The following is an 18,395-nucleotide window of genomic DNA, read 5'->3' on the forward strand; positions in this document are numbered from 1 at the left end:
GTTTCGCCAGGCCGCGCGGTGGACCCCGGAACAACTCCGGGGTGACGACGTGTGGCGTCAGGCGGCGAAGGCTTCCGCATCCAGCGCGTACAGCATCTCGGCCTTCGCCATCGCCGCGGCCTTGAGCCCCATTGCTTCGGGGACGATCTGCTCGACATAGAAGCGCGCCGCGGCGGCCTTCATCTTGCGGAAGGCTGGATCGCCTTCGGAGCGCGCGGCGACCCGGCCGCTCTCCTCCATCAGCCAGCCGCACACCGCGACCGAGAGCATCGTCAGGAAGGGATAGCTCGCGGCGAGGCGGTCGTCGGCTTCCGACGAAAGCAGATGGCGGCCGACTTCGTCGCACGCGTCGATCAGCCGGATCAGCTCGCCGTGCTCGGCGTCGCCGCGCATCTCGGCCAGCAGGCCGAACAAGGTGCCGCCATTGTCCATGCCCAGCTTGCGGCCGACGAGATCCATGGCCTGGATGCCGTTGGTGCCTTCGTAGATCGGAGTGATGCGGGCGTCGCGGAAATGCTGGGCGGCGCCGGTCTCCTCGATATAGCCCATCCCGCCATGGACCTGCACGCCGAGGCTGGCGACTTCGTTGCCGAGATCGGTGCCGTGCGCCTTGGCGAGCGGGGTGAGCAATTCGACCCGGGCCTGTGCGGCCGTGTCCCCCGCGCGGGCGCGGTCGAGCTGGCCGAACGCGTAATAGACCAATGCGCGCGCCGCCTGGGTCTGCGCCTTCATGCGGAGCAGCATGCGGCGGACGTCGGGATGCTCGACGATCGCGGCGGGGGCGCCGGCGCGGACGCCCTGGACGCGTTCGCGGGCATAGGCCACGGCGCGCTGCGTGGCGCGCTCGGCGACCTGCACGCCCTGCAGGCCGACATTCAATCGGGCATTGTTCATCATCGTGAACATCGCGCGGATTCCGCCCATCTCGCCGCCGATCAGCTCGCCGATGCAATCGTCGTGATCGCCGAACGAGAGTACGCAGGTCGGCGAGGCATGGAGCCCCATTTTGTGCTCGATCGAGACCACGCGGACGTCGTTGAACGCTCCCGGATTGCCCTCGGCGTCGAGGCGGTATTTGGGGACGAGGAACAGCGACAGGCCCTTGGTGCCTGCCGGGGCATCGGGAGTGCGGGCGAGGACGAGATGGACGATATTGTCGGCCATGTCGTGATCGCCGAACGAGATGAAGATCTTGGTGCCCTTGATCCGGTACGTCCCGTCGCCGACCGGCTCGGCCTTCGACTTGAGCGCGCCGACATCGCTGCCCGCCTGCGGCTCGGTGAGGTTCATCGTCCCCGTCCATTCGCCGGTGGCCAGTTTCGGCAGGTACAGCGCCTGCTGCTCCGGGGTGCCGTGATGCGCCAGCGCCTCGATCGCGCCGACGGTGAGGATCGGGGCGAGCGCGAAGCCCATGTTCGCAGTGCCGAGCGTCTCGAGCACGGCGATCGACAGGCTGACCGGCAGGCCCTGGCCGCCGAATTCGGCCGGCGAGCCGATCGTGCCCCAGCCGCCCTCGACATAGGCCTTGTACGCTTCGGCGAAGCCGGCGGGCATCGTCACGCCCTGCTCGCTCCATTTGGGGCCGTCGGTGTCGCCGAGGCGATCGAGCGGCGCCCATTCGCCCGCGGCGAACTGGCCGGCGCCGTCGAGCACGGCGTCGGTCATTTCGGCGGCCTCGGGACTGATCTCGGCGAGGCGGACGATGGATTCGAGAACGAAGCGCTGCTCGGCAGTGGCGGGGGTGAACATGATGCCTCTCTTGTCGTCTTGTTTGCCGCGCTATAGCGCCCGTCCGGTGAGCCCGACAAATCCCCGAATCTTACCCTACGGCATGGCTGCGATCGCCGAGGCGGCGGCGCTGATTCGCGGCGGCGGATGCGTCGCGGTGCCGACCGAAACGGTCTATGGTCTCGCCGCCAACGCCTGCGATTCGCGCGCGGTGGCGGGGATTTACGAAGCCAAGGGGCGGCCGAGCTTCAATCCGCTGATCGTCCATGTGCCCGATCTCGGGGCGGCCGAGATCATCGCGCTGTTCGACGATGCGGCGCGGGCGCTGGCCCAGCGCTTCTGGCCCGGGCCGCTGACTCTGGTGCTGCCGGTGCGGCCTGAGGCGCGGATCGCGTCTCTGGTCACCGCGGGGCTCGATACGATTGCGATCCGCGTGCCCGATCACCGCGCGATGCAAGCCCTGCTCGACGCGAGCGGGGTGCCGCTGGCGGCGCCTTCGGCCAATGCCAGCGGGGGAATCTCGCCGACCCGGGCCGAGCATGTCGCGAAGAGCCTCGCGGGGCGGATCCCGCTGGTGATCGACGATGGGCCGACGAGTGCGGGGATCGAGTCGACGATCGTCATGGGGAACGTAATCTTGCGGCCGGGGCCTTTGAGTCGAGCGGACTTGTTCCCCTGCGAAGGCAGGGTCCCAGAGTTACCGAGCGTATCGTCCGGCGACTCTGGACCCCTGCCGGCGCAGGGGAACAAGGGGATCGCAGCGCCCGGCCAGCTCGACAGCCATTATGCGCCGGCCAAGCCGCTGCGGCTGGGCGCGACCGTGCGGCGCGAAGGCGAGTGGCTGATCGGCTTCGGCGCGGTGCCGGGGGACGATACGCTGTCGCTGCGCGGCGATCTGGTCGAGGCGGCGGCGAATCTGTTCGATGCGCTGCACCGGGGGGATGCGTCCGAGGCGGATGCGATCGCGGTGGCGCCGGTGCCCGAGAGCGGGATCGGGTTGGCGATCAACGACCGGCTGCGAAGGGCGGCGTTTCCGAAATAGTGAAATCCTCCCTCGCGAAGCGGGGGAGGGGGACCAGCGAAGCTGGTGGAGGGGGGCTCTCCACGAGCGACGCGCTTGCGGCCTGGCCCCTTCCGTCGCGCTGCGCGCGCCACCTCCCCCGCTTCGCGAGGGAGGATTTTTCTGGAGGCTACGCCGCCGCGCCTTCCCTGGTCCTTGCCGCGAAGCTCTTGCGCAACTTGCGCAGCTTGGGCGGGATCACCGCGAGGCAATAGGGGTTCCGCTGGCCTTCCCCCTGCCAATATTCCTGATGATAATCCTCGGCCGGATACCATTCGGTCAGCGGCTCGATCGTGGTGACGATCGGCGCGGGCCAGTCGGCGCTCGCCCGCTCGATCGCGGCCTTGGCTTCGGCTTCCTGCGCTTCCGAATGCGGGAAGATCGCCGAGCGATATTGGGTGCCGACGTCATTGCCCTGGCGGTTGAGCTGGGTGGGGTCGTGGGTGGCGAGGAAGATGTCGAGCAGATCGCCGTAGCGGATCTGATCGGCATCGAAGGTCACCCGGATCGCCTCGGCATGGCCGGTGTCGCCGCCGCACACCTGCTTGTAGGTCGGATTGGCGACGGTGCCGCCGATATAGCCGCTCTCGACCTTGGTCACGCCGATCACGTCGTTGAACACCGCCTCGGTGCACCAGAAGCATCCGCCGGCGAGCGTCGCGGTTTCGACTGTCATTTCATTCTCCTTGTCGCGCTCAAGATAGGTGGGGGTTGGCGCAGCGCAATCGCCCCTCTAGGCGAGGCGCGGCAAAGGGAGATCGTGATGCGCGACGGGTGTGTGCTGGTGACGGGCGGCGCGGGCTATATCGGCAGCCATGCGGTGCTGGCATTGCTCGACGCGGGCTGGAAGGTCGTGGTGGTCGACAACCTCGTCACCGGGTTCGACTGGGCAGTCGACAAGCGCGCGAAACTGGTCGTCGCCAATATCGACGACGAGGAGATCGTCCGTCGGACGATGCGCGACGAAGGCGTGATCGCGGTGATGCACTTCGCCGGATCGGTGGTGGTGCCGGAGTCGGTGTCCGACCCGCTCAAATATTATCGCAACAACACCGTCGCGAGCCGTTCGCTGCTCGAGAGCGCGGTCGTCTCCGGCGTGAAGCACTTCATCTTCTCGTCGACCGCGGCGACCTACGGCATTCCCGAGCAGGTGCCGGTCTCCGAAGACAGCCCCAAGGCGCCGATCAATCCTTATGGCATGTCCAAATTGATGACCGAGTTCATGCTCCGCGACGTCGCGGCGGCGCATCCGATCAATTATTGCGCATTGCGTTACTTCAACGTCGCCGGCGCCGACCCGCAGGGCCGCAGCGGGCAATCGACCGCCGGCGCGACGCATCTGATCAAGATCGCCGCCGAGGCCGCGACCGGCAAGCGCGACGCGGTCTCGGTGTTCGGCACCGATTTCGCCACCGAGGACGGCACCGGCGTGCGCGACTATATCCATGTCACCGATCTCGCCGCGGCGCATGTCGACGCGCTCGATCTGCTGATCGCGCGCCCCGGGGATAGCCACACGATGAACGCCGGCTATGGCCGCGGCTTCTCGGTGCTGCAGGTGCTCGATGCGGTCGACCGGGTGACCAACCGGAGGATCGAGCGCAAGCTGGAAGGGCGCCGCGCGGGCGACCCGGATGCGTTGGTCGCCGACAACAGCAAGATCCTCGGCACCTTGCCGTGGCGGCCGAAGCACGACGATCTCGAGGGGATCGTCAAGGACGCGCTGGCTTGGGAACGCAAGCTCGCCGAGCGCGAGGGCTGACGGAGCGGTTCGTCACCCCGGCCTTGTGCCGGGGTCTACTGTGCCTCAACGGAGAAACTAGAGGCTTCTTGATCTTCCCGCATCCTTCCGGTGGACCCCGGCACAAGGCCGGGGTGACGGGTGCGTAGCTAGCGCGTCCGAAACAGCTTCAGCTCCACGCCCCACCACAAAAGCGCCCAGCAGCTGCCAAAGGCCCAGCCGGCGAGGACGTCGCTGGGCCAGTGGACGCCAAGATAGATGCGGCTCGCCCCGATCGCGCCGACCAGCAGCATCGCCACCGCCAGCACGAAGCCGCGCATCCGCCAGCCGCGGACCAGAGGAAAGAGCAAGGTCGCGAGGGTGAGATAGACGATCGCGCTGTTGGCGGCATGGCCGCTCGGGAAGCTGTGCGAGGCTTCCTCCATCAGCCGCCCGACCAGATCGGGGCGCGACCGCGCGACCAGCGCCTTGACCAGCGTCACGGCAAGCGAGCCCAGGATCGTCGCGGCGAGCACGAGCACGGTCGAACGCCAGCGCCGCTGGAGCGCGAGAAAGCAGGCAGTGATCGCGACGACCATGGTCAACACCGTGGTGCTGCCGAGCGCAGTCACGTCGCGCACTGCCGCGGGCAGCCAATGCGGGCCGAGCGGCTGTTCGGGACGCCCGGGCACGCGCATCGCCAGCATGATCGCGCGGTCGATCTCGGCGGTATCGCCGTCCAGCACCTCGTGGCCGAACCAGACGAGGCCGAGAAGCAACACCGCCACCGCAGCGAGCGCGACGATCGGCCAGGGGATGCGACGCGAGACCGCGGCCTCGGGTTTCAGCGCGACGACGGGATCGGGGGGCGGAGTCTCCATCCGCCCCCTAATGCCGCATCGCGCCTAGAGTTGCACCCTGAGCGTCGCGCGGAGATCGCGCCCGGCGAGCGGGGCGTAATCCTTGAGCACGCTGGTGTGGCGCCGCGCCTCGACGTCGAAGATATTGTTCGCGGACAGCATCAGGCTGGTGTTCGAGCCCGCGCCGAACGGCTTCCACGCGATCGAGGCATTGACGAGGGTGAAGCCGCTGGTCGGCGTCTCGAAATCGGTGACGCGATCCTGTTCGAAGCTGTGCTCGACTTCGACCCGGCCGGTCAGCGCATCCGACTGCGCCTCGAGCCCGCCCATCACGCGCAGCGGCGGAATCCGCGGGACCGGGCCCTGATCGACCAGTTCGGCATGGACATAATCGGCGAGCGCATCGGCATTGACCGCGAAGCCGCCGAGCCGGGCGAGCCGCGCCGAGCCCTGGACCTCGAAGCCGTAATAGCGCGCATCGGCCTGGTTGTACTGGAACACCGGCAGATCGTCCTCGATCGCGCCGGTGGGGGAGTCGTAGATATAGTCGGTGAACCAGTTGTAATAGGCAGCCGCCGACAGGCTCCAGCCGTCGCCGCTGCCCTTGAGCGTGCCTTCGAGCCCCCACGCCTTTTCGGTGGTGAAATCGGGATTGCCGATCTCGAAGGCCTGGGTGCCGGCGTGCGGGCCGTTGGCGAACAATTCCTCCTGCGTCGGCGCGCGCTCGCTGCGCGAGGCGTTGACGCCGAGGCGGAGATGGTCGGCGAGCGCGTAGCTGGCGCCGAGCGAGGCCGAGACGCTGTCGAAGCCACGGTCGAGGCGCGGATTGCCGATGTCTTCGTCGGCCTGCGCGCGCAGGCTGTTATGTTCGTAGCGCAACGCCGCTTCGGCCTTGAGCTTGCCGAAATCGAGCGATTGCAGCGTGAACAGGCCGTATTGGTTGCTCTCGGTGCGCGGCAGGAACTTCTCCTCGCCGACGATGCGGGTGTTGCGAGTCGAGAATTGGCCGCCGGTCACGCCTTCCCATTCGCCATGCGTTTCCTGGACCAGTTCGACCCGGCCTTCGAAGCCCTGGCTGTAGAAGGTCGTGCCGATCTCGCCGGTATCCTCGATCTCGTCGTGCCGATAGTCGGCGGCGGCGAGGCGCATGCGGATCTGGTGGATACCCGCGGTCTCGGTGAGCACGTCGCCGCGCACGTCGAAGCGAGTCTGTTTGGCGTGGAGCCGGACACCCTCGGCATGGCCGTGATCATGCTCCTCCTCGTCGCCATGATCATGGTCGTGCTCTTCGACCGCATAGCGGATCGGCACGCCATAAAGGCTGTCGTAGCGCGCCACCGAGAAGCCGAGGCTGCCGCGCTCGTCGACGATGGCCGCGCCGCCCGCAATGTCCCAGGTGCGCGCAGCGGTGTTGGGGATCTTGCCCTTGAGGCCGGCGAGTTCCTGGATCTCGGCTTCGTCGCTCGCCGCGGCCTGCGCACGCAAGGCCGGAGTCAGCACATAGCCGCCGCTGCGCAGGTCGCCGGTTTTCGACCAGCTGCCATCGGCATGAACGACGAGCTTGCCCGCTACCGGCACGTCGACTGCGCCAGAGACCGAACGTTCGTCCGACGCGCTGCCATAAGTGGCGATGCCGTCGGCGTGGAGCGGGCTCTCGGGCAGGCGGCGCGGGATGCGGCTGTCGATGACGTTGACCACGCCGCCGATCGACGAGGGGCTGAACAGCAGGGCCGAAGGGCCGCGCAGCACTTCGATGCGGTCGGCGGTGAGCGGGTTGATGATCGCCGCATGATCGGCCGAGGTGTTCGACACGTCGATGCTGCCGATCCCGTCGATCAGCAGCCGCGCGCGATCTCCGGTGAAGCCGCGTAGCACCGGGCGCGAGGCATTGGGGCCGAACGACGTCGCCGAGACGCCGGGCTGCGAGGCGAGCGTCTCGCCGATCGTCGGGCGCATCTCGCGGGTCAGCTCCTCGGCGGCGAGCACCGCAGTGCCGCCGAGCACATCCGCGGTGGCGCGGGCGCGGGTGCCGGTGACGACGATTTCCTGATTGGGCTGGTCGTGCTCCTGCGGGTCGGCGGCGGGCGCATCGGGGCCGGAAAGGTCGGGCGACGCTCTCTCTTCGGCGTGCGCCGGCAGGGCGGTCAGCGAGACGGTGGCAAGCAACAGGGTACGCAGCATGAAAGAATCCCGAAACTATAGGACGTGCTGCGCTGCGGTAGCGGCGATGATATAAGGTATCAAGACTCTTTGGCGCGCGATACGGCCGGACGTTCGCGTTCCGATCCTCCCCCACTGCAGCGGGGGAGGATCGTTCGGTCAGAAGCGGAAGGTGGCCCAGCTGCCGAGATAGTGCGAATCGGCAAAACCGAGCTGGTCGAGGACGGCGCCGCCGTCGAAATATTCATAGCGCGCGATCAGCGAGAGCCGCGGGGTGATCTTCCAGCTCGCCTGGAGGTGGATCGTGTCGCCGACATGGCTGCCGGCGAGCAGCTGGCTGCCGGCATAGGCGGTGCCGCTGCCGCGATAGATCGCGTCGGTTTCGGTGGCGCGCCAGCTGCGCTGATATTCGGCGGTGAGGTCGAGCGTCTTGGCCGGCGAGATGGTGAGGTTCGGCGACACCTGGAACAGGTTGGTGGCGCCGAGCGCGCCCTGATAGCTATAGGCGGTCGTGCCCGCGGTGACGGTCTTGCTGGCATGCAGCGCGCCGGTGCCATAGGAACCGCCGCCGCTGCCATAATCGAAATGCACGCCGATCTTGGGTGCCAGGCCCTTGGCGCCGAGCTGCCAGGTCTGCGCGGCGAAGACGTTCCACGCGCTGATGTCGCGGCCGTTGAAGTCGCCGCCCTGATGCGCGATCGTCCAGTCGATCGTCAGATCGTCATAGCTGCCCCACAGGCGCGCGCCGTAATAGCGGCGGACCTCGCGGGCGGTGACGCTGCCCCAGCGCTGCCGCGCGTTGCGCTCGCGCCAGACGAACGGGTCGAGGAAGAGCTTGCGCGTCTTGCTGTTGGCCAGCACCACGCCGGCGGTCACGCCCGAAAAGCGGGTATCGTGATCGGTGACGTCGTCGCCCAGACCTTCCATGCCCAGTTTGACCTGCTCGAAATCGAACAGATCGACGCGCATGTTGCTGATCTGGCCCCAGGCCCGCAAACCGTCGAGCGGCGTGCGGATGGTATTGTTGTCCTTCTGCGAAACCAGCCCCGAGGGACCATCGGTGAATTCCTGACGGCCATAGCGCGCGCCGAGCGTCACCTCGCCGATCGTGCCGCCGATCTCGCCGAAGAATTGCTGGGCGAACAATGCATCGCGGAACTTGGGCGTCGGCGCGCCGTAATTATGACCCGAAAGCCCGCCATGCGCGAGCTCGCCATAGAAGCGCACCGGCCCGATATGGAGATCGGCGCCGCCGACGAGGCGAAGCTTGTCCTCGCGGCGATATTCGCCCTGGGCAAGGCCGGGATGCGAGTAATAATCGGCGCGCACGCGCACTTCGCCCGAAAGCGTGAGGTAGATGTCGCCCTCGTCGTCGATCGGGATGTACTTGAGCCGGTCGAGCGGATCGTTGCGCTTCTTCGGGTCGCGCATCAGCCGCCAGTCCTCGGCCCAGCGCGACAGATTATAGCCGCCGAGCTTGACGGCATGGCCGTCGGCCTGACGCGGATAGGCGCGGGTCGCGGGGTTGGCGGGCGCGCGCTCGGCAGTCGCCTCGCTCGGCGGAGTCGAGGGCTGGGCAGGCGGCACGTCCTGCTTCTTCGCGAGATCCGACGGGCCGTTATAGGCGGCGACGACGAGAAGCTCGTCGTTGCGCGCCGTTAGATCGGTCGAGATCGGCGTCAGGACCTGGGCGGCGGCGGGGGCGGCGGCAAGCGCCAGCAGCGAGGTGCCGAAAGCAAGGCGAGTGAGGGGACGGAGCATCGATATTTCCAGCTGTGACAAAGGGAGCCGTGCACGCCGCGTGCGGCGTATCCGGGCTTTCGCGTGAGATGAGAGCGCTCCGTCCCTGGCGGCGCGCGGCGGAAAGAGCCGGGCCGGCTAGAAGCTGGCCCATTCGGGTTCGACGCGGTTGCTCGCTGCGAAACCCGGGGTTGCCCGTTGCACCGGCGGATTCGCCTTCGCGGCGGCGGGGCGTTTGACGGCGGTGGTTCCAACGTTGAAGCGCGCCGACTGGCGGGTGAGCGCAGTGACTTCGCCGGCGAGATTGCGCGCCGCCGCGGAGGTCTGCTCGACCATCGCCGCATTCTGCTGGGTCGACTGGTCCATGACGTTTACCGCGGTGGCGATCTCGCCGATCGTCTGGGACTGGGCACGATTGTCGTTGGCCATGGTCTCGACGAACTCGTGGACCTGCTCGACGCTGCCGGTGATCTCGGCGAGCGCGGCATCGACCTTGAGCACGGCATCGACCGCCGAACGGATCTCGCTCTGGGTGGTCGAGAGCTGCTCGCGGGCGCGCTTGGCCTCTTCCTCGGCGCGCATCGCCAGCGCCGAGACGAGATCGGCGACGACCGCGAAGCCGCGACCCGCCTCGCCGGCGCGACCGGCTTCGACCGCGGCGTTCATCGCAAGGACGCGGGTCTGGAAAGCGATCTTGTCGAGACCCTCGATGACGTCGTCGATGCCCTGGGCGCTGCCCGAGACGCGATCCATCGCCGAAGTGGCTTCCTCGGCAGTGGCGCGGCCCGAGCCGACGATCCCGATCGCCTGCTGCGCGCGATCGACGGTGCGATCGGCGACTTCGGCGCTCGACTTCAGCCGGGCGTTCATCTGCGACAGCGCAGCCGAGGTCTGCTCGAGGCTGGCGGCATTGCTCTCGGTGCGGCGCGCGAGGTCATCGGACGCGGCGGCGATCTCGCTCGATCCGCTTTCGATGCTGTGCGACGCGTCGGCGAGCGCCGCGATCAGGTCGCGCAGATTGCTCAGCGCGGTGTTGAAATTGCCGCTCAGCGCCTGGTAGGTGGCGGGGACGTTGCCCGAGATGGTGCCGGTCAGATCGCCTTCCGAAAGCGCTTCGAGCTTCTCGGACAGCAGCGAAACGATCGCATGCTGATCGGCGTCGGCCTGTGCCTTGGCGGCTTCGGCCGCGGCCTTGGCGAGCGCGTTGTCGCGGAAGATCTGGAGCGCGCCGGCCATGTTGCCGATCTCGTCGCGGCGCGCGGCGCCGGGGATTTCGGCGTTGGTATCGCCGTCGGCGAGGCTGCGCATCCGTACGGTGATCTGGCCGAGCGGCACGGTGATCGAGCGGCTGATCACGAGGATCAGGGCGGCGAGGCCGAGCAGGACGAACACCACGACCACGCCGAGCCGCAGCGTCGCTTCGTTGACCGCGGCGCGGATCTCCGAATTGAACACGCCGGTCGCGACGACCCAGCCCCATGGCTTGAAGCCGTGGACATAGGAGATCTTGGGCTTCGAGCCGTTGCCGTCGGGCATCTTGTAATTGTACGCGACGAAGCCCTCGCCCTCGGCGTTCACCCGGGCGATCATCTCGCGATAATGCTGCTTGCCGTCGGCGTCGGTGTCGTTGGCGACGTTCTTGCCTTCCTTCTCCGGCTTGACCGGATGGAGGATCATGTTGTGATCGGTATCGAGGACGAAGAAATAGTCGTCCTTGCCGAAGCGCATCGAACGGATCGCGTCCTTGGCGGCGGTCTGGGCCTGCTCGCGGGTCATCCGGCCCGCCTGCTCCTCGGCCTGGAAGCGCACGAGCTGGCTATAGGCGACGTCGAGGGTCTGCCTGGTGCGATCGTTGAAGCTCTGGGTGAGCGCCGCGTCGAGGCGGCCGACCGACAAGGCCAGAACGAGCAACAGCCCCAGAAGCGAGGCGGCACCGATCGTCAAAATGCGCTTGCCGATATTCATGCGCGCAAGGAACGCCATCACTCTATCTCCAGACCTTCATCCAGAGATTATAGAGGGTTCCGCGGTGCGGCCCCGGCGCTTAGGGGATTTCCCTTACGGAGAGATGGCGATGCCGCGCGCGCCGCGCCGGGCAGGCTGACATTGACCGTCGCCGGCTTGCCGCCGGTGCGCGCGGGGCGCGGTATCGCTCTCGGGCAGCGAGCTCGAGACGATCGTGCCCCGGCGCCCGAGCGATTGCAGCCGGCCCTGCGCGACCAGTTCCTCATAGGCGGTGACGATGGTCTTGCGGTTGACTGCGAGCGCCTCGGCGAGATCGCGCGTTCCTGGCGGTAAGGTGCCGGGCGGTAGCCGTCCGCGCTGGATCTCGTGGATCATCGCATGGACGATCTGATGTAGAGCGGCGTATCGCTCTCCGGCTCGAGCCGCTGCGCCAGCACCACTTTCCACGGCCCCAGCATTGGCCCTTCCAATGACCTCTCCGGCGCCCGCCGACGGAGCCAGCGTGCACGTGGAGGGGTCGCGGCGCCAACCCACGCCGAACCCGACCTCAGCGTCAGGGTCGAACCCGGCAGCCGGCTGGAACGCGCACCGGGCTGCACCGTGCCATCGCGCCTTGGGGCAGAGTCACCACGAAGCCGGCGCGCAGCGGATCGGGGGCGCCCGGATAATAATCGGTGCTCACCGCCTGCGCGCCGCTGGCGAACGCCGCGCGCGCCTTGGCGAAATCGCGGGTGCGCGCCTCGACGGTATTGGCGTCGGTGCGGGTGCGCACGACGATCCCCTCGCCGACCCATTTGCGGATCTTGTCGCCGTCGACCAGCGGGTCCTGGACGATCTGGATCGCCGCTTCGGGCTGATCGTCGGGATACCAGCCGAACATCGCCCGCCCGGCGAGCGACGGATGTCCGGCGCGATACAGATCCGACACCGCGGCGCGCACGTCGAGCAGGATGTAGATGCGGCCGCGCGCCGCCGACAGTGCCGGCCAGCCGCGGCTGCGCACCGCGTCGCGCAGGATCGGGGCGGTCCCGCGCACCTCGTCTGGCGCGATGAGGCGCCTGCCCGGCAGCACCGAGCGGATCTCGCCGTCGAGCGCGTCGAGCAGCGCCGCGTCGTCGAGCGGCAAAGGTGCGGTGATCCCCGGGCGGCCCGAAGGCGTGTCGGCGGCGTTGATCGTGATCATGATCGGCAGATGATCGGGATGCGCGCGCGACCAGAGATCGACTTCGCGCAGACAGCCGACCAAGGTCGCACAGGTGCTCAGATAGTCGACATCGGGGATATGGAAGACCTTGAACCCCGGCTTCAGCATCGCCGCGCGATCGAAACCAGTATGCTCGCCTGCCGCCTTGGCCCAGGCCTCGCCCTTCGGGTCGGCGTAGCGGCCGCCTTGCGGATCGGCGAAGATGTCGAGCTCGAGCTGGCGGACGCCTGCGTCGAGCTGCTTCGCCAGCGACACATGATAGTAATCGAGCCCGTCGGCGAGCTTCGGCTCCATCGCGCGGAGCCTGGTCATCACCGCCGTGGGGATGCGCGCCTTGAAGCTGTTGTGCGACCCGACGGTCTGGACGTCGTTCATCGCCTGCGGGGTCGCCGCCGCGCCGGCAAGCGCCAGCGCAGCGACGGAAAGGAGCCCCTTGAGCATCAGAATTCGGTCCTTACGCCGAACAGGATGGTCCGGCCCCAATAATGGATCTCGCCGTAACGCAGCGTATCGTCGTTATAGCTGTATTGCTTCGCGCCGGCGATGTTGATCGCCTCGAGGCTCAGCGTGGTCTTGTCAGTCACGCGGAACGAGAGGTTGCCGTCGAGCGAGCCGAACGCGTCGACATAGCTCGGCGTCTGGGTGGTGCTGCCCGTGCCCGACAGATATTTGTCGCGCCACACATAGGATAGCCGCGCCGAGACCGGGCCGTAATCGTAGAAGCCGACGAGGTTGAAGCTGTTCTTCGACAGACCGATCAGCTGGTCCTCGATCGTCCGTGCGCCCGCGGTATACTCCGCTTGCACCGAAGTGTGGGTGTACGACGCCTGGATGCCGAGCCCGTCCAACGGCCTCGGCAGGAAGGTGAACACCTGGTTGTACGCTGCCTCGGCGCCATAGACCTTGGCGTCTCCGCCATTGACCTGGGTGCTCAGCAGGATCGTGCCGCGGCCGGGGATCTCGACATTGATGTTCTGCGCAGTGATGTATTTGTCCATCGCCTTGTAGAACAAAGCCGCGGTCAGCGAGCCCTTGCGGTTGAAATACCATTCGAGCGAACCGTCGAACTGGGTGGCGAGGAACGGTACCAGCTCGGGATTGCCGCCGCTCCCGGTTGGCGCGTCGGTCGACACGCTGATCTGCGGTGCGCTCTGGGTGACGTTGGGCCGGGTGAGCACGCGGCTGGCGGCGAGGCGGGCGACGAGGGTCGGGCTCAGCTCGGCGCGCAGATTGAAGCTCGGCAGCCAATTGTTGAAGGTCTTGGGAAAGCTCGCCGGAGTCGGCGCGGTGCCGATCGTCAGCGTACCGCTGGCTACCTGATCGGTGTGGACATACCGCACGCCCACATTGCCGGTGATGCTCGCCCCCAGCGCATAGTCGGCGCGGAGATAGGCGCTCGCGGTCTTCTCGGTCACTACATAGGAAGCCCGCAGATCGCCTGGGGCGAGCGGCGCGTTCTTCACTGCGTCGGTGAACAATTTGTCGTAGAATACGCTGGTGATCGGCACGATCCAGTTGCGCGGCGCATTGCCCGAGACGCCGTCGAGGAAGTCGTCGAACGGGATCGCCTCATAGCCGTTGGGCGCGAAGGCGTTCAGCGGCACCTGGCCCGGATTGACCGTGAAATCGCGACGCCAATAATCGCGCTTGCGCCAGTGATATTCGCCCCCGGCGGCGATCTTGCTCAGCAAGCCATCCATCGAATGGCCGACGTCGAGCCGGGCGTACCAGTCCCAGTCCTTGCTGTTCTTGGGCGCGATGTTGAACGGATAGAGGACGAAGTTTGCCGGGTTGGTCGGATCGACCGGGGTGGTGAAGGTCGGGATGACCTTGTAGCCGCCCGAGGCGTCATAGGTCAGCGGCGCGAAGAACTGGATGCGGCTGCGCACCGTGCCTTCGGCATAGCTCGGATGGAAGCTGTGCGCGTAGGACCAGTTGACGTTGGCCGTCACGTCCCAGCCTTCGGGCTTCCAGCTCTGCTTGAGCCCGACGCTGAGCAGATCGTGGCGGTTGAGGCTGTACTCGCGCGTGCCCATGAAGCGCACGTCGTTGATCGTCGCGGCGACGACGGTGTCGCCGTCGAGCTTGACCGAGCCGGGGACGATCACCGGGCGGTGGCCGGCGACGCTGGTATCGTCGGGATAGATGTCGAGGCCATATTCGTCATAGGCGACGTCGAGCCGGGTCCCCAGCACGTCGAGCGTGGTTTCAAGCTCGTCCGAGGGACGCCATTGCGCCGAGATGATGCCCGACATGCGCTCGCGGCTCTCGGTCTCGATCGTCGGGCGCGTGCGGGTCGGCGTGTATTTGCCGGCACCGAGCGTCGGGGCGAAGACGCTCGCGATGTTCCAGCCGGTATTGTACCAGCGATCGTTGCGGACTTCCTTGGCCCAATATTGCGCGCCGGCGAGCAGGCCGAAGGTGCCGTCCGCACTCGCATAGCTGGTCAGCGCCGTGGCGTTCGGCTTCACCTTGCCGGTCATCGTCGTCCAGGTGCCGCGCAGGTTGAGCGTGGTCCTGGTGCCGACGTCGAGCGGGCGGAAGGTCTTGACGTCGATATTGCCGCCCAGCGCGCCCTCGGTCATGTCCGCGGTCGGGGTCTTGACCACGTCGATCTGCGAGACGAACTCGGCGGGCAGCATCTCGAAGCGGAACTGGCGACCGGCGGCGCCGCCATTCTCGATCAGATCGTTGATCGCGACGCTGCGGCCGTTGAGCATCGTGCTCTGGAATTGCGGCCCGAGTCCGCGCACGCTGACATAGAGACCTTCGCCGCGCGGCCGGGTGATCGCCACGCCGGTGACGAGCTGGAGCGCCTCGGCGACGTTCTGGGTGGGGAATTTGCCGATATCGGTCGAGTTGATCGAGTCGACGCCGTACGCCGCCTGCCGCTTGGTCTCGGTCGCCGCGGCGAGGCTGCTTGCATACGAACCGGTGACGACGATGTCCTCATTGCCGTCGGCCTGTGCGTCCGCCGGGGCCTCGGCAGTCTGTGCAAAGGCGGGCTGGACCAGCGCCAAAGCGATCACGGTAAGCGGCAGCGCTGCCCGAAGCAGGCGCGAACGATGCGACATTTTGGTTTCTCCCCCTGGCCCTGATGGCCGGTTCGGGGCGCGAATAGGCCCGCGCTATTGCGGCTTCGCGGCGCGATCGTTGCGTCACCGTTTCATCTTTCGGGCGGTTCGATGACTGCACGGATGCGCATTCCTCAGACCACAGGAGGCGGCAAGGCCGTTGCCAATATGATTTTAATATTATAATACGAATAAAAATACCATCGTCCTGGGAGGGATCTGAATGACGCAGAAGAAGATTTTGCTCGTCGGAGTGGCAGCTGCCGCATTGTCGTGGACGGCTGGGGCATATGCTCAGGAGGCCGCGCCCGCCCCCGCCGCGGCAGCACCCGGCGAAGGTGCGCAGGGCGAGCAGGAGATCGTCGTCACCGGCATCCGCGCCAGCCTCCAGTCGGCGCAGGCGCGCAAGCAGAATGCCGCCCAGATCGTCGACTCGATCGTCGCCGAGGACATCGGCAAGCTGCCCGACGTCAACGTCACCGAGGCGCTCCAGCGTATCTCGGGCGTACAAGTGGCGCGCGATCGCGGCGAGGGCGGCTCGGTCGCGATTCGCGGGCTTTCGCAGGTGCTCGTCACGCTCAACGCGCGCGAGATCTTCACCGCCGGCGGCGGACGCAGCTTCAATCTGCAGGACTATCCGGCCGAATTGCTCGCCGGGCTCGACGTCTACAAGTCGCCCAGCGCCAATCTGATCGAAGGCGGGATCGGCGGCACGATCGACCTGCGCACACGCAAGCCGCTCGATTTCGACGGCTTCTTCGCCAGCGCGAGCGTGCTCGGCCGTTATTCGGACCTGATCGAGAAGGTCAAGCCGATGGTCTCGGGTCTCGTCAGCACGCGCTGGAATGCTGGCGACGGCGAGATGGGGCTGCTGCTCAGCGGCGCCTACCAGGAACGCGCCTATCGCAGCGACGTCGACGGCGTCGGCAATCCGCAGCCACGCAATTCGACCACTTTCCTGCCCTGCACGGCGACGGGGGCGACGGCGTGCACCCCCGCCGGGACCATTTCGCTGCCCAACGGCACCTATGAGCCACTGATCGCCGGCAACCGCACCCGGCTCGGTCTCGACGGGACTTTCCAGTGGCGGGTCAACCCCGAGCTCGAATTCTATGCCCAGGCGAGCTATCAGCGGTTCAAGGACCGGGCCGATCAATGGGGCCTCAACAAGAATATCGGCACCGCCGTGCCGACCCAGGTCACCCTGTTCGACGGGACCGGCGACGTCGCCACCGCGACCTTCCAGAATCTGCTAGTCCAGAGCTTCGCCGCGGCGCGCGACGTGATCGACAAGAACCAGCAATATGCGATCGGCGGTTCGTACAAGGGCGAAGGCGTCAAGCTATCGGCCGAAGTCACCTATCAGAAGTCGACCAACGACCTTTATTACACCGACCTCAGCCTGCGCACGACCGTCCCCACCGCGCAGTTCGACATCGGTGGCGACTATCCGGTGTTCGCGCTGTCGGGCAGCGACCTCACCAATGTCGCCAACTACCAGATCGGCGCCGCGACGCGGAACGAGAACCATTATGAGGGCGATCAATATGCCGCCCGCCTCGACGCCGAATTCGATATCGAGAGCGCATTCCTGTCGGGGTTCAACATCGGAGGCCGCTGGGCGCGCCGCTCGATCGACTTCCAGCCGATCCGCTTCTTCAACAGCACCCGGCAGGGGCAGGCGGCGTCGCAGACTGCGGGCCTGTTCAGCCCCGCGCGCTATTGGGGAGAGGGTTTCTACAAGCAGGATAGCCTCGCCACCGATTTCCTGACGGTGGACCTCGGCCAGCTGCGCGACCGCTTCGACGGGATGCTGACCGATCTCGGCATCACCGGGCGTCCCGCGGTCACGCCGCTCGGCATCTACGACATGAGCGAGGAAACCGGCGCCGGCTACATCATGGGCGAATTCCGCACCGAAGGCGCGATCACGCTCGACGGCAATGTCGGGCTGCGGCTCGTCCAGACCAATCTCAACGTCAACGGCAACCAGCCGGTCTATACCCAGAACCCCGGTGGCGCGTTCGTCCAGACGGGGATCGCGCCGATCAACCTCGACAACGAATATCTGAGCGTGCTGCCGAGCGCGAACGTGCGGATCGGCATCGCCGACGGGCTCCAGCTGCGGCTGGCGGCGGCGAAGACGCTGACCCGCCCCGATTTCAGCCAGCTGGCGCCGTCATTGACTCTGGTACCCGGCCAGCAGGCAGGCAGCAGCGGCAATCCCGGACTCCGCCCGCTGCGCGCGGACCAGCTCGACGCCTCGCTCGAATATTATGCCAGCCCGACCACCAACGTCTATGTCGCGGGCTTCTACCGCAAGGTGAAGGATTTCATCCTGACCCGGGCGACGCCCAATGTGGAGATCGGCGGGATCATCTACACGCTGACCCGTCCGACCAATCTCGAACAGGGCACGATCAAGGGGCTCGAGGCGGGCGGACAGACCTTCTTCGATTTCCTGCCCGCGCCGTTCGACGGCTTCGGGGTGCAGGCGAACTACACCTTCGTCGACAGCGACACGCCGAGCGCCATCGCCGGCTACCGCACCCCGCTGCCGCAGCTGTCGAAGCACAGCTTCAACGTGGTGGGGTTGTACGAGAAAGGCGGGTTCTCGGCGCGGATCGCCTATAACCACCGGTCGAAGTTCCTCACCGGCGTGTTCGCGGCGGGCACCTTCCCGGTGATGCCGACCTACCGCAAGGGCTATGGCTGGCTCGACGCGTCGATCAACTACGATCTGACCGACCAGATCACTCTGACGCTCGAAGGATCGAACCTCCAGCGCACGCCCGAGGAGATCTATTACGATGTCGAGACGCGGCCGGGGAACCAGTCGATCGACGACCGTCAATTGCTGTTCGGCATCCGCTTCAAGCTGTGA

At 66.8% G+C, this 18,395-nt stretch carries 12 protein-coding genes; 3 read left to right on the forward strand and 9 right to left on the reverse strand.

The window, feature by feature from the left end; translation table 11 throughout:
* Positions 1–57: 57 nt before the first annotated feature.
* Entirely contained in the window at positions 58–1,749 is a 1,692-nt protein-coding gene (locus tag Q9Q95_RS12650) for an acyl-CoA dehydrogenase (protein WP_306097485.1), read from the reverse strand.
* Between the two features lie 82 nt (positions 1,750–1,831).
* On the opposite strand from Q9Q95_RS12650, the gene Q9Q95_RS12655 reads away from it, so the two are divergent.
* A complete protein-coding gene (locus tag Q9Q95_RS12655; protein WP_306097486.1) occupies positions 1,832–2,770 on the forward strand; it encodes an L-threonylcarbamoyladenylate synthase in 939 nt (312 codons plus the stop codon).
* A gap of 148 nt (positions 2,771–2,918) precedes the next feature.
* On the opposite strand, the gene msrA is transcribed toward Q9Q95_RS12655, so the two are convergent.
* Positions 2,919–3,464 (reverse strand): peptide-methionine (S)-S-oxide reductase MsrA, encoded by a 546-nt coding sequence (gene msrA, locus Q9Q95_RS12660; RefSeq protein ID WP_306097487.1) that lies wholly within the window; start codon positions 3,462–3,464, stop codon positions 2,919–2,921.
* An 87-nt stretch (positions 3,465–3,551) separates the two neighbouring features.
* On the opposite strand from msrA, the gene galE reads away from it, so the two are divergent.
* Positions 3,552–4,550 carry a UDP-glucose 4-epimerase GalE gene (gene galE / locus Q9Q95_RS12665; RefSeq protein ID WP_306097488.1) on the forward strand — a complete coding sequence of 333 codons (999 nt, stop codon included), beginning with the start codon at positions 3,552–3,554 and terminating at the stop codon, positions 4,548–4,550.
* A 128-nt stretch (positions 4,551–4,678) separates the two neighbouring features.
* Here the strand turns inward: galE and Q9Q95_RS12670 are convergent, their stop codons facing one another.
* The 7 genes from Q9Q95_RS12670 to Q9Q95_RS12700 all read right to left on the reverse strand — a co-directional run bounded on the left by Q9Q95_RS12670 (position 4,679) and on the right by Q9Q95_RS12700 (position 15,511).
* On the reverse strand, positions 4,679–5,389 hold the full coding sequence (locus Q9Q95_RS12670; RefSeq protein ID WP_306097489.1) for a phosphatase PAP2 family protein: 711 nt from the start codon (positions 5,387–5,389) through the stop codon (positions 4,679–4,681).
* Between the two features lie 24 nt (positions 5,390–5,413).
* Complete coding sequence (locus tag Q9Q95_RS12675; RefSeq protein WP_306097490.1) at positions 5,414–7,549, reverse strand: TonB-dependent receptor; 2,136 nt, start codon at positions 7,547–7,549, stop codon at positions 5,414–5,416.
* 138 nt (positions 7,550–7,687) lie between these two features.
* Complete coding sequence (locus Q9Q95_RS12680; RefSeq protein ID WP_306097491.1) at positions 7,688–9,289, reverse strand: alginate export family protein; 1,602 nt, start codon at positions 9,287–9,289, stop codon at positions 7,688–7,690.
* 117 nt (positions 9,290–9,406) lie between these two features.
* Positions 9,407–11,251 (reverse strand): cache domain-containing protein, encoded by a 1,845-nt coding sequence (locus Q9Q95_RS12685; RefSeq protein ID WP_306097492.1) that lies wholly within the window; start codon positions 11,249–11,251, stop codon positions 9,407–9,409.
* A 75-nt stretch (positions 11,252–11,326) separates the two neighbouring features.
* Positions 11,327–11,608: a GntR family transcriptional regulator gene (locus Q9Q95_RS12690; RefSeq protein ID WP_306097493.1), complete on the reverse strand. Its 282-nt coding sequence runs from the start codon at positions 11,606–11,608 to the stop codon at positions 11,327–11,329.
* A 178-nt stretch (positions 11,609–11,786) separates the two neighbouring features.
* On the reverse strand, positions 11,787–12,878 hold the full coding sequence (locus Q9Q95_RS12695) for a Ca2+-dependent phosphoinositide-specific phospholipase C (protein ID WP_306097494.1): 1,092 nt from the start codon (positions 12,876–12,878) through the stop codon (positions 11,787–11,789).
* Positions 12,878–15,511, reverse strand: coding sequence for a TonB-dependent receptor (locus tag Q9Q95_RS12700; protein WP_306097495.1), 2,634 nt, complete (start codon positions 15,509–15,511; stop codon positions 12,878–12,880). Before Q9Q95_RS12700 ends, Q9Q95_RS12695 begins: the two co-directional genes overlap by 1 nt.
* Positions 15,512–15,734: 223 nt before the next feature.
* Here Q9Q95_RS12700 and Q9Q95_RS12705 point away from each other — a divergent pair, with 223 nt between their 5' ends.
* The gene (locus tag Q9Q95_RS12705) at positions 15,735–18,395 is read left to right on the forward strand and encodes a TonB-dependent receptor (protein ID WP_306097496.1); all 2,661 of its coding nucleotides are present in this window, start codon (positions 15,735–15,737) and stop codon (positions 18,393–18,395) included.

The sequence above is a fragment of the Sphingomonas sp. DG1-23 genome (assembly GCF_030730875.1).
In the GTDB taxonomy this organism is placed as follows: domain Bacteria; phylum Pseudomonadota; class Alphaproteobacteria; order Sphingomonadales; family Sphingomonadaceae; genus Sphingomonas.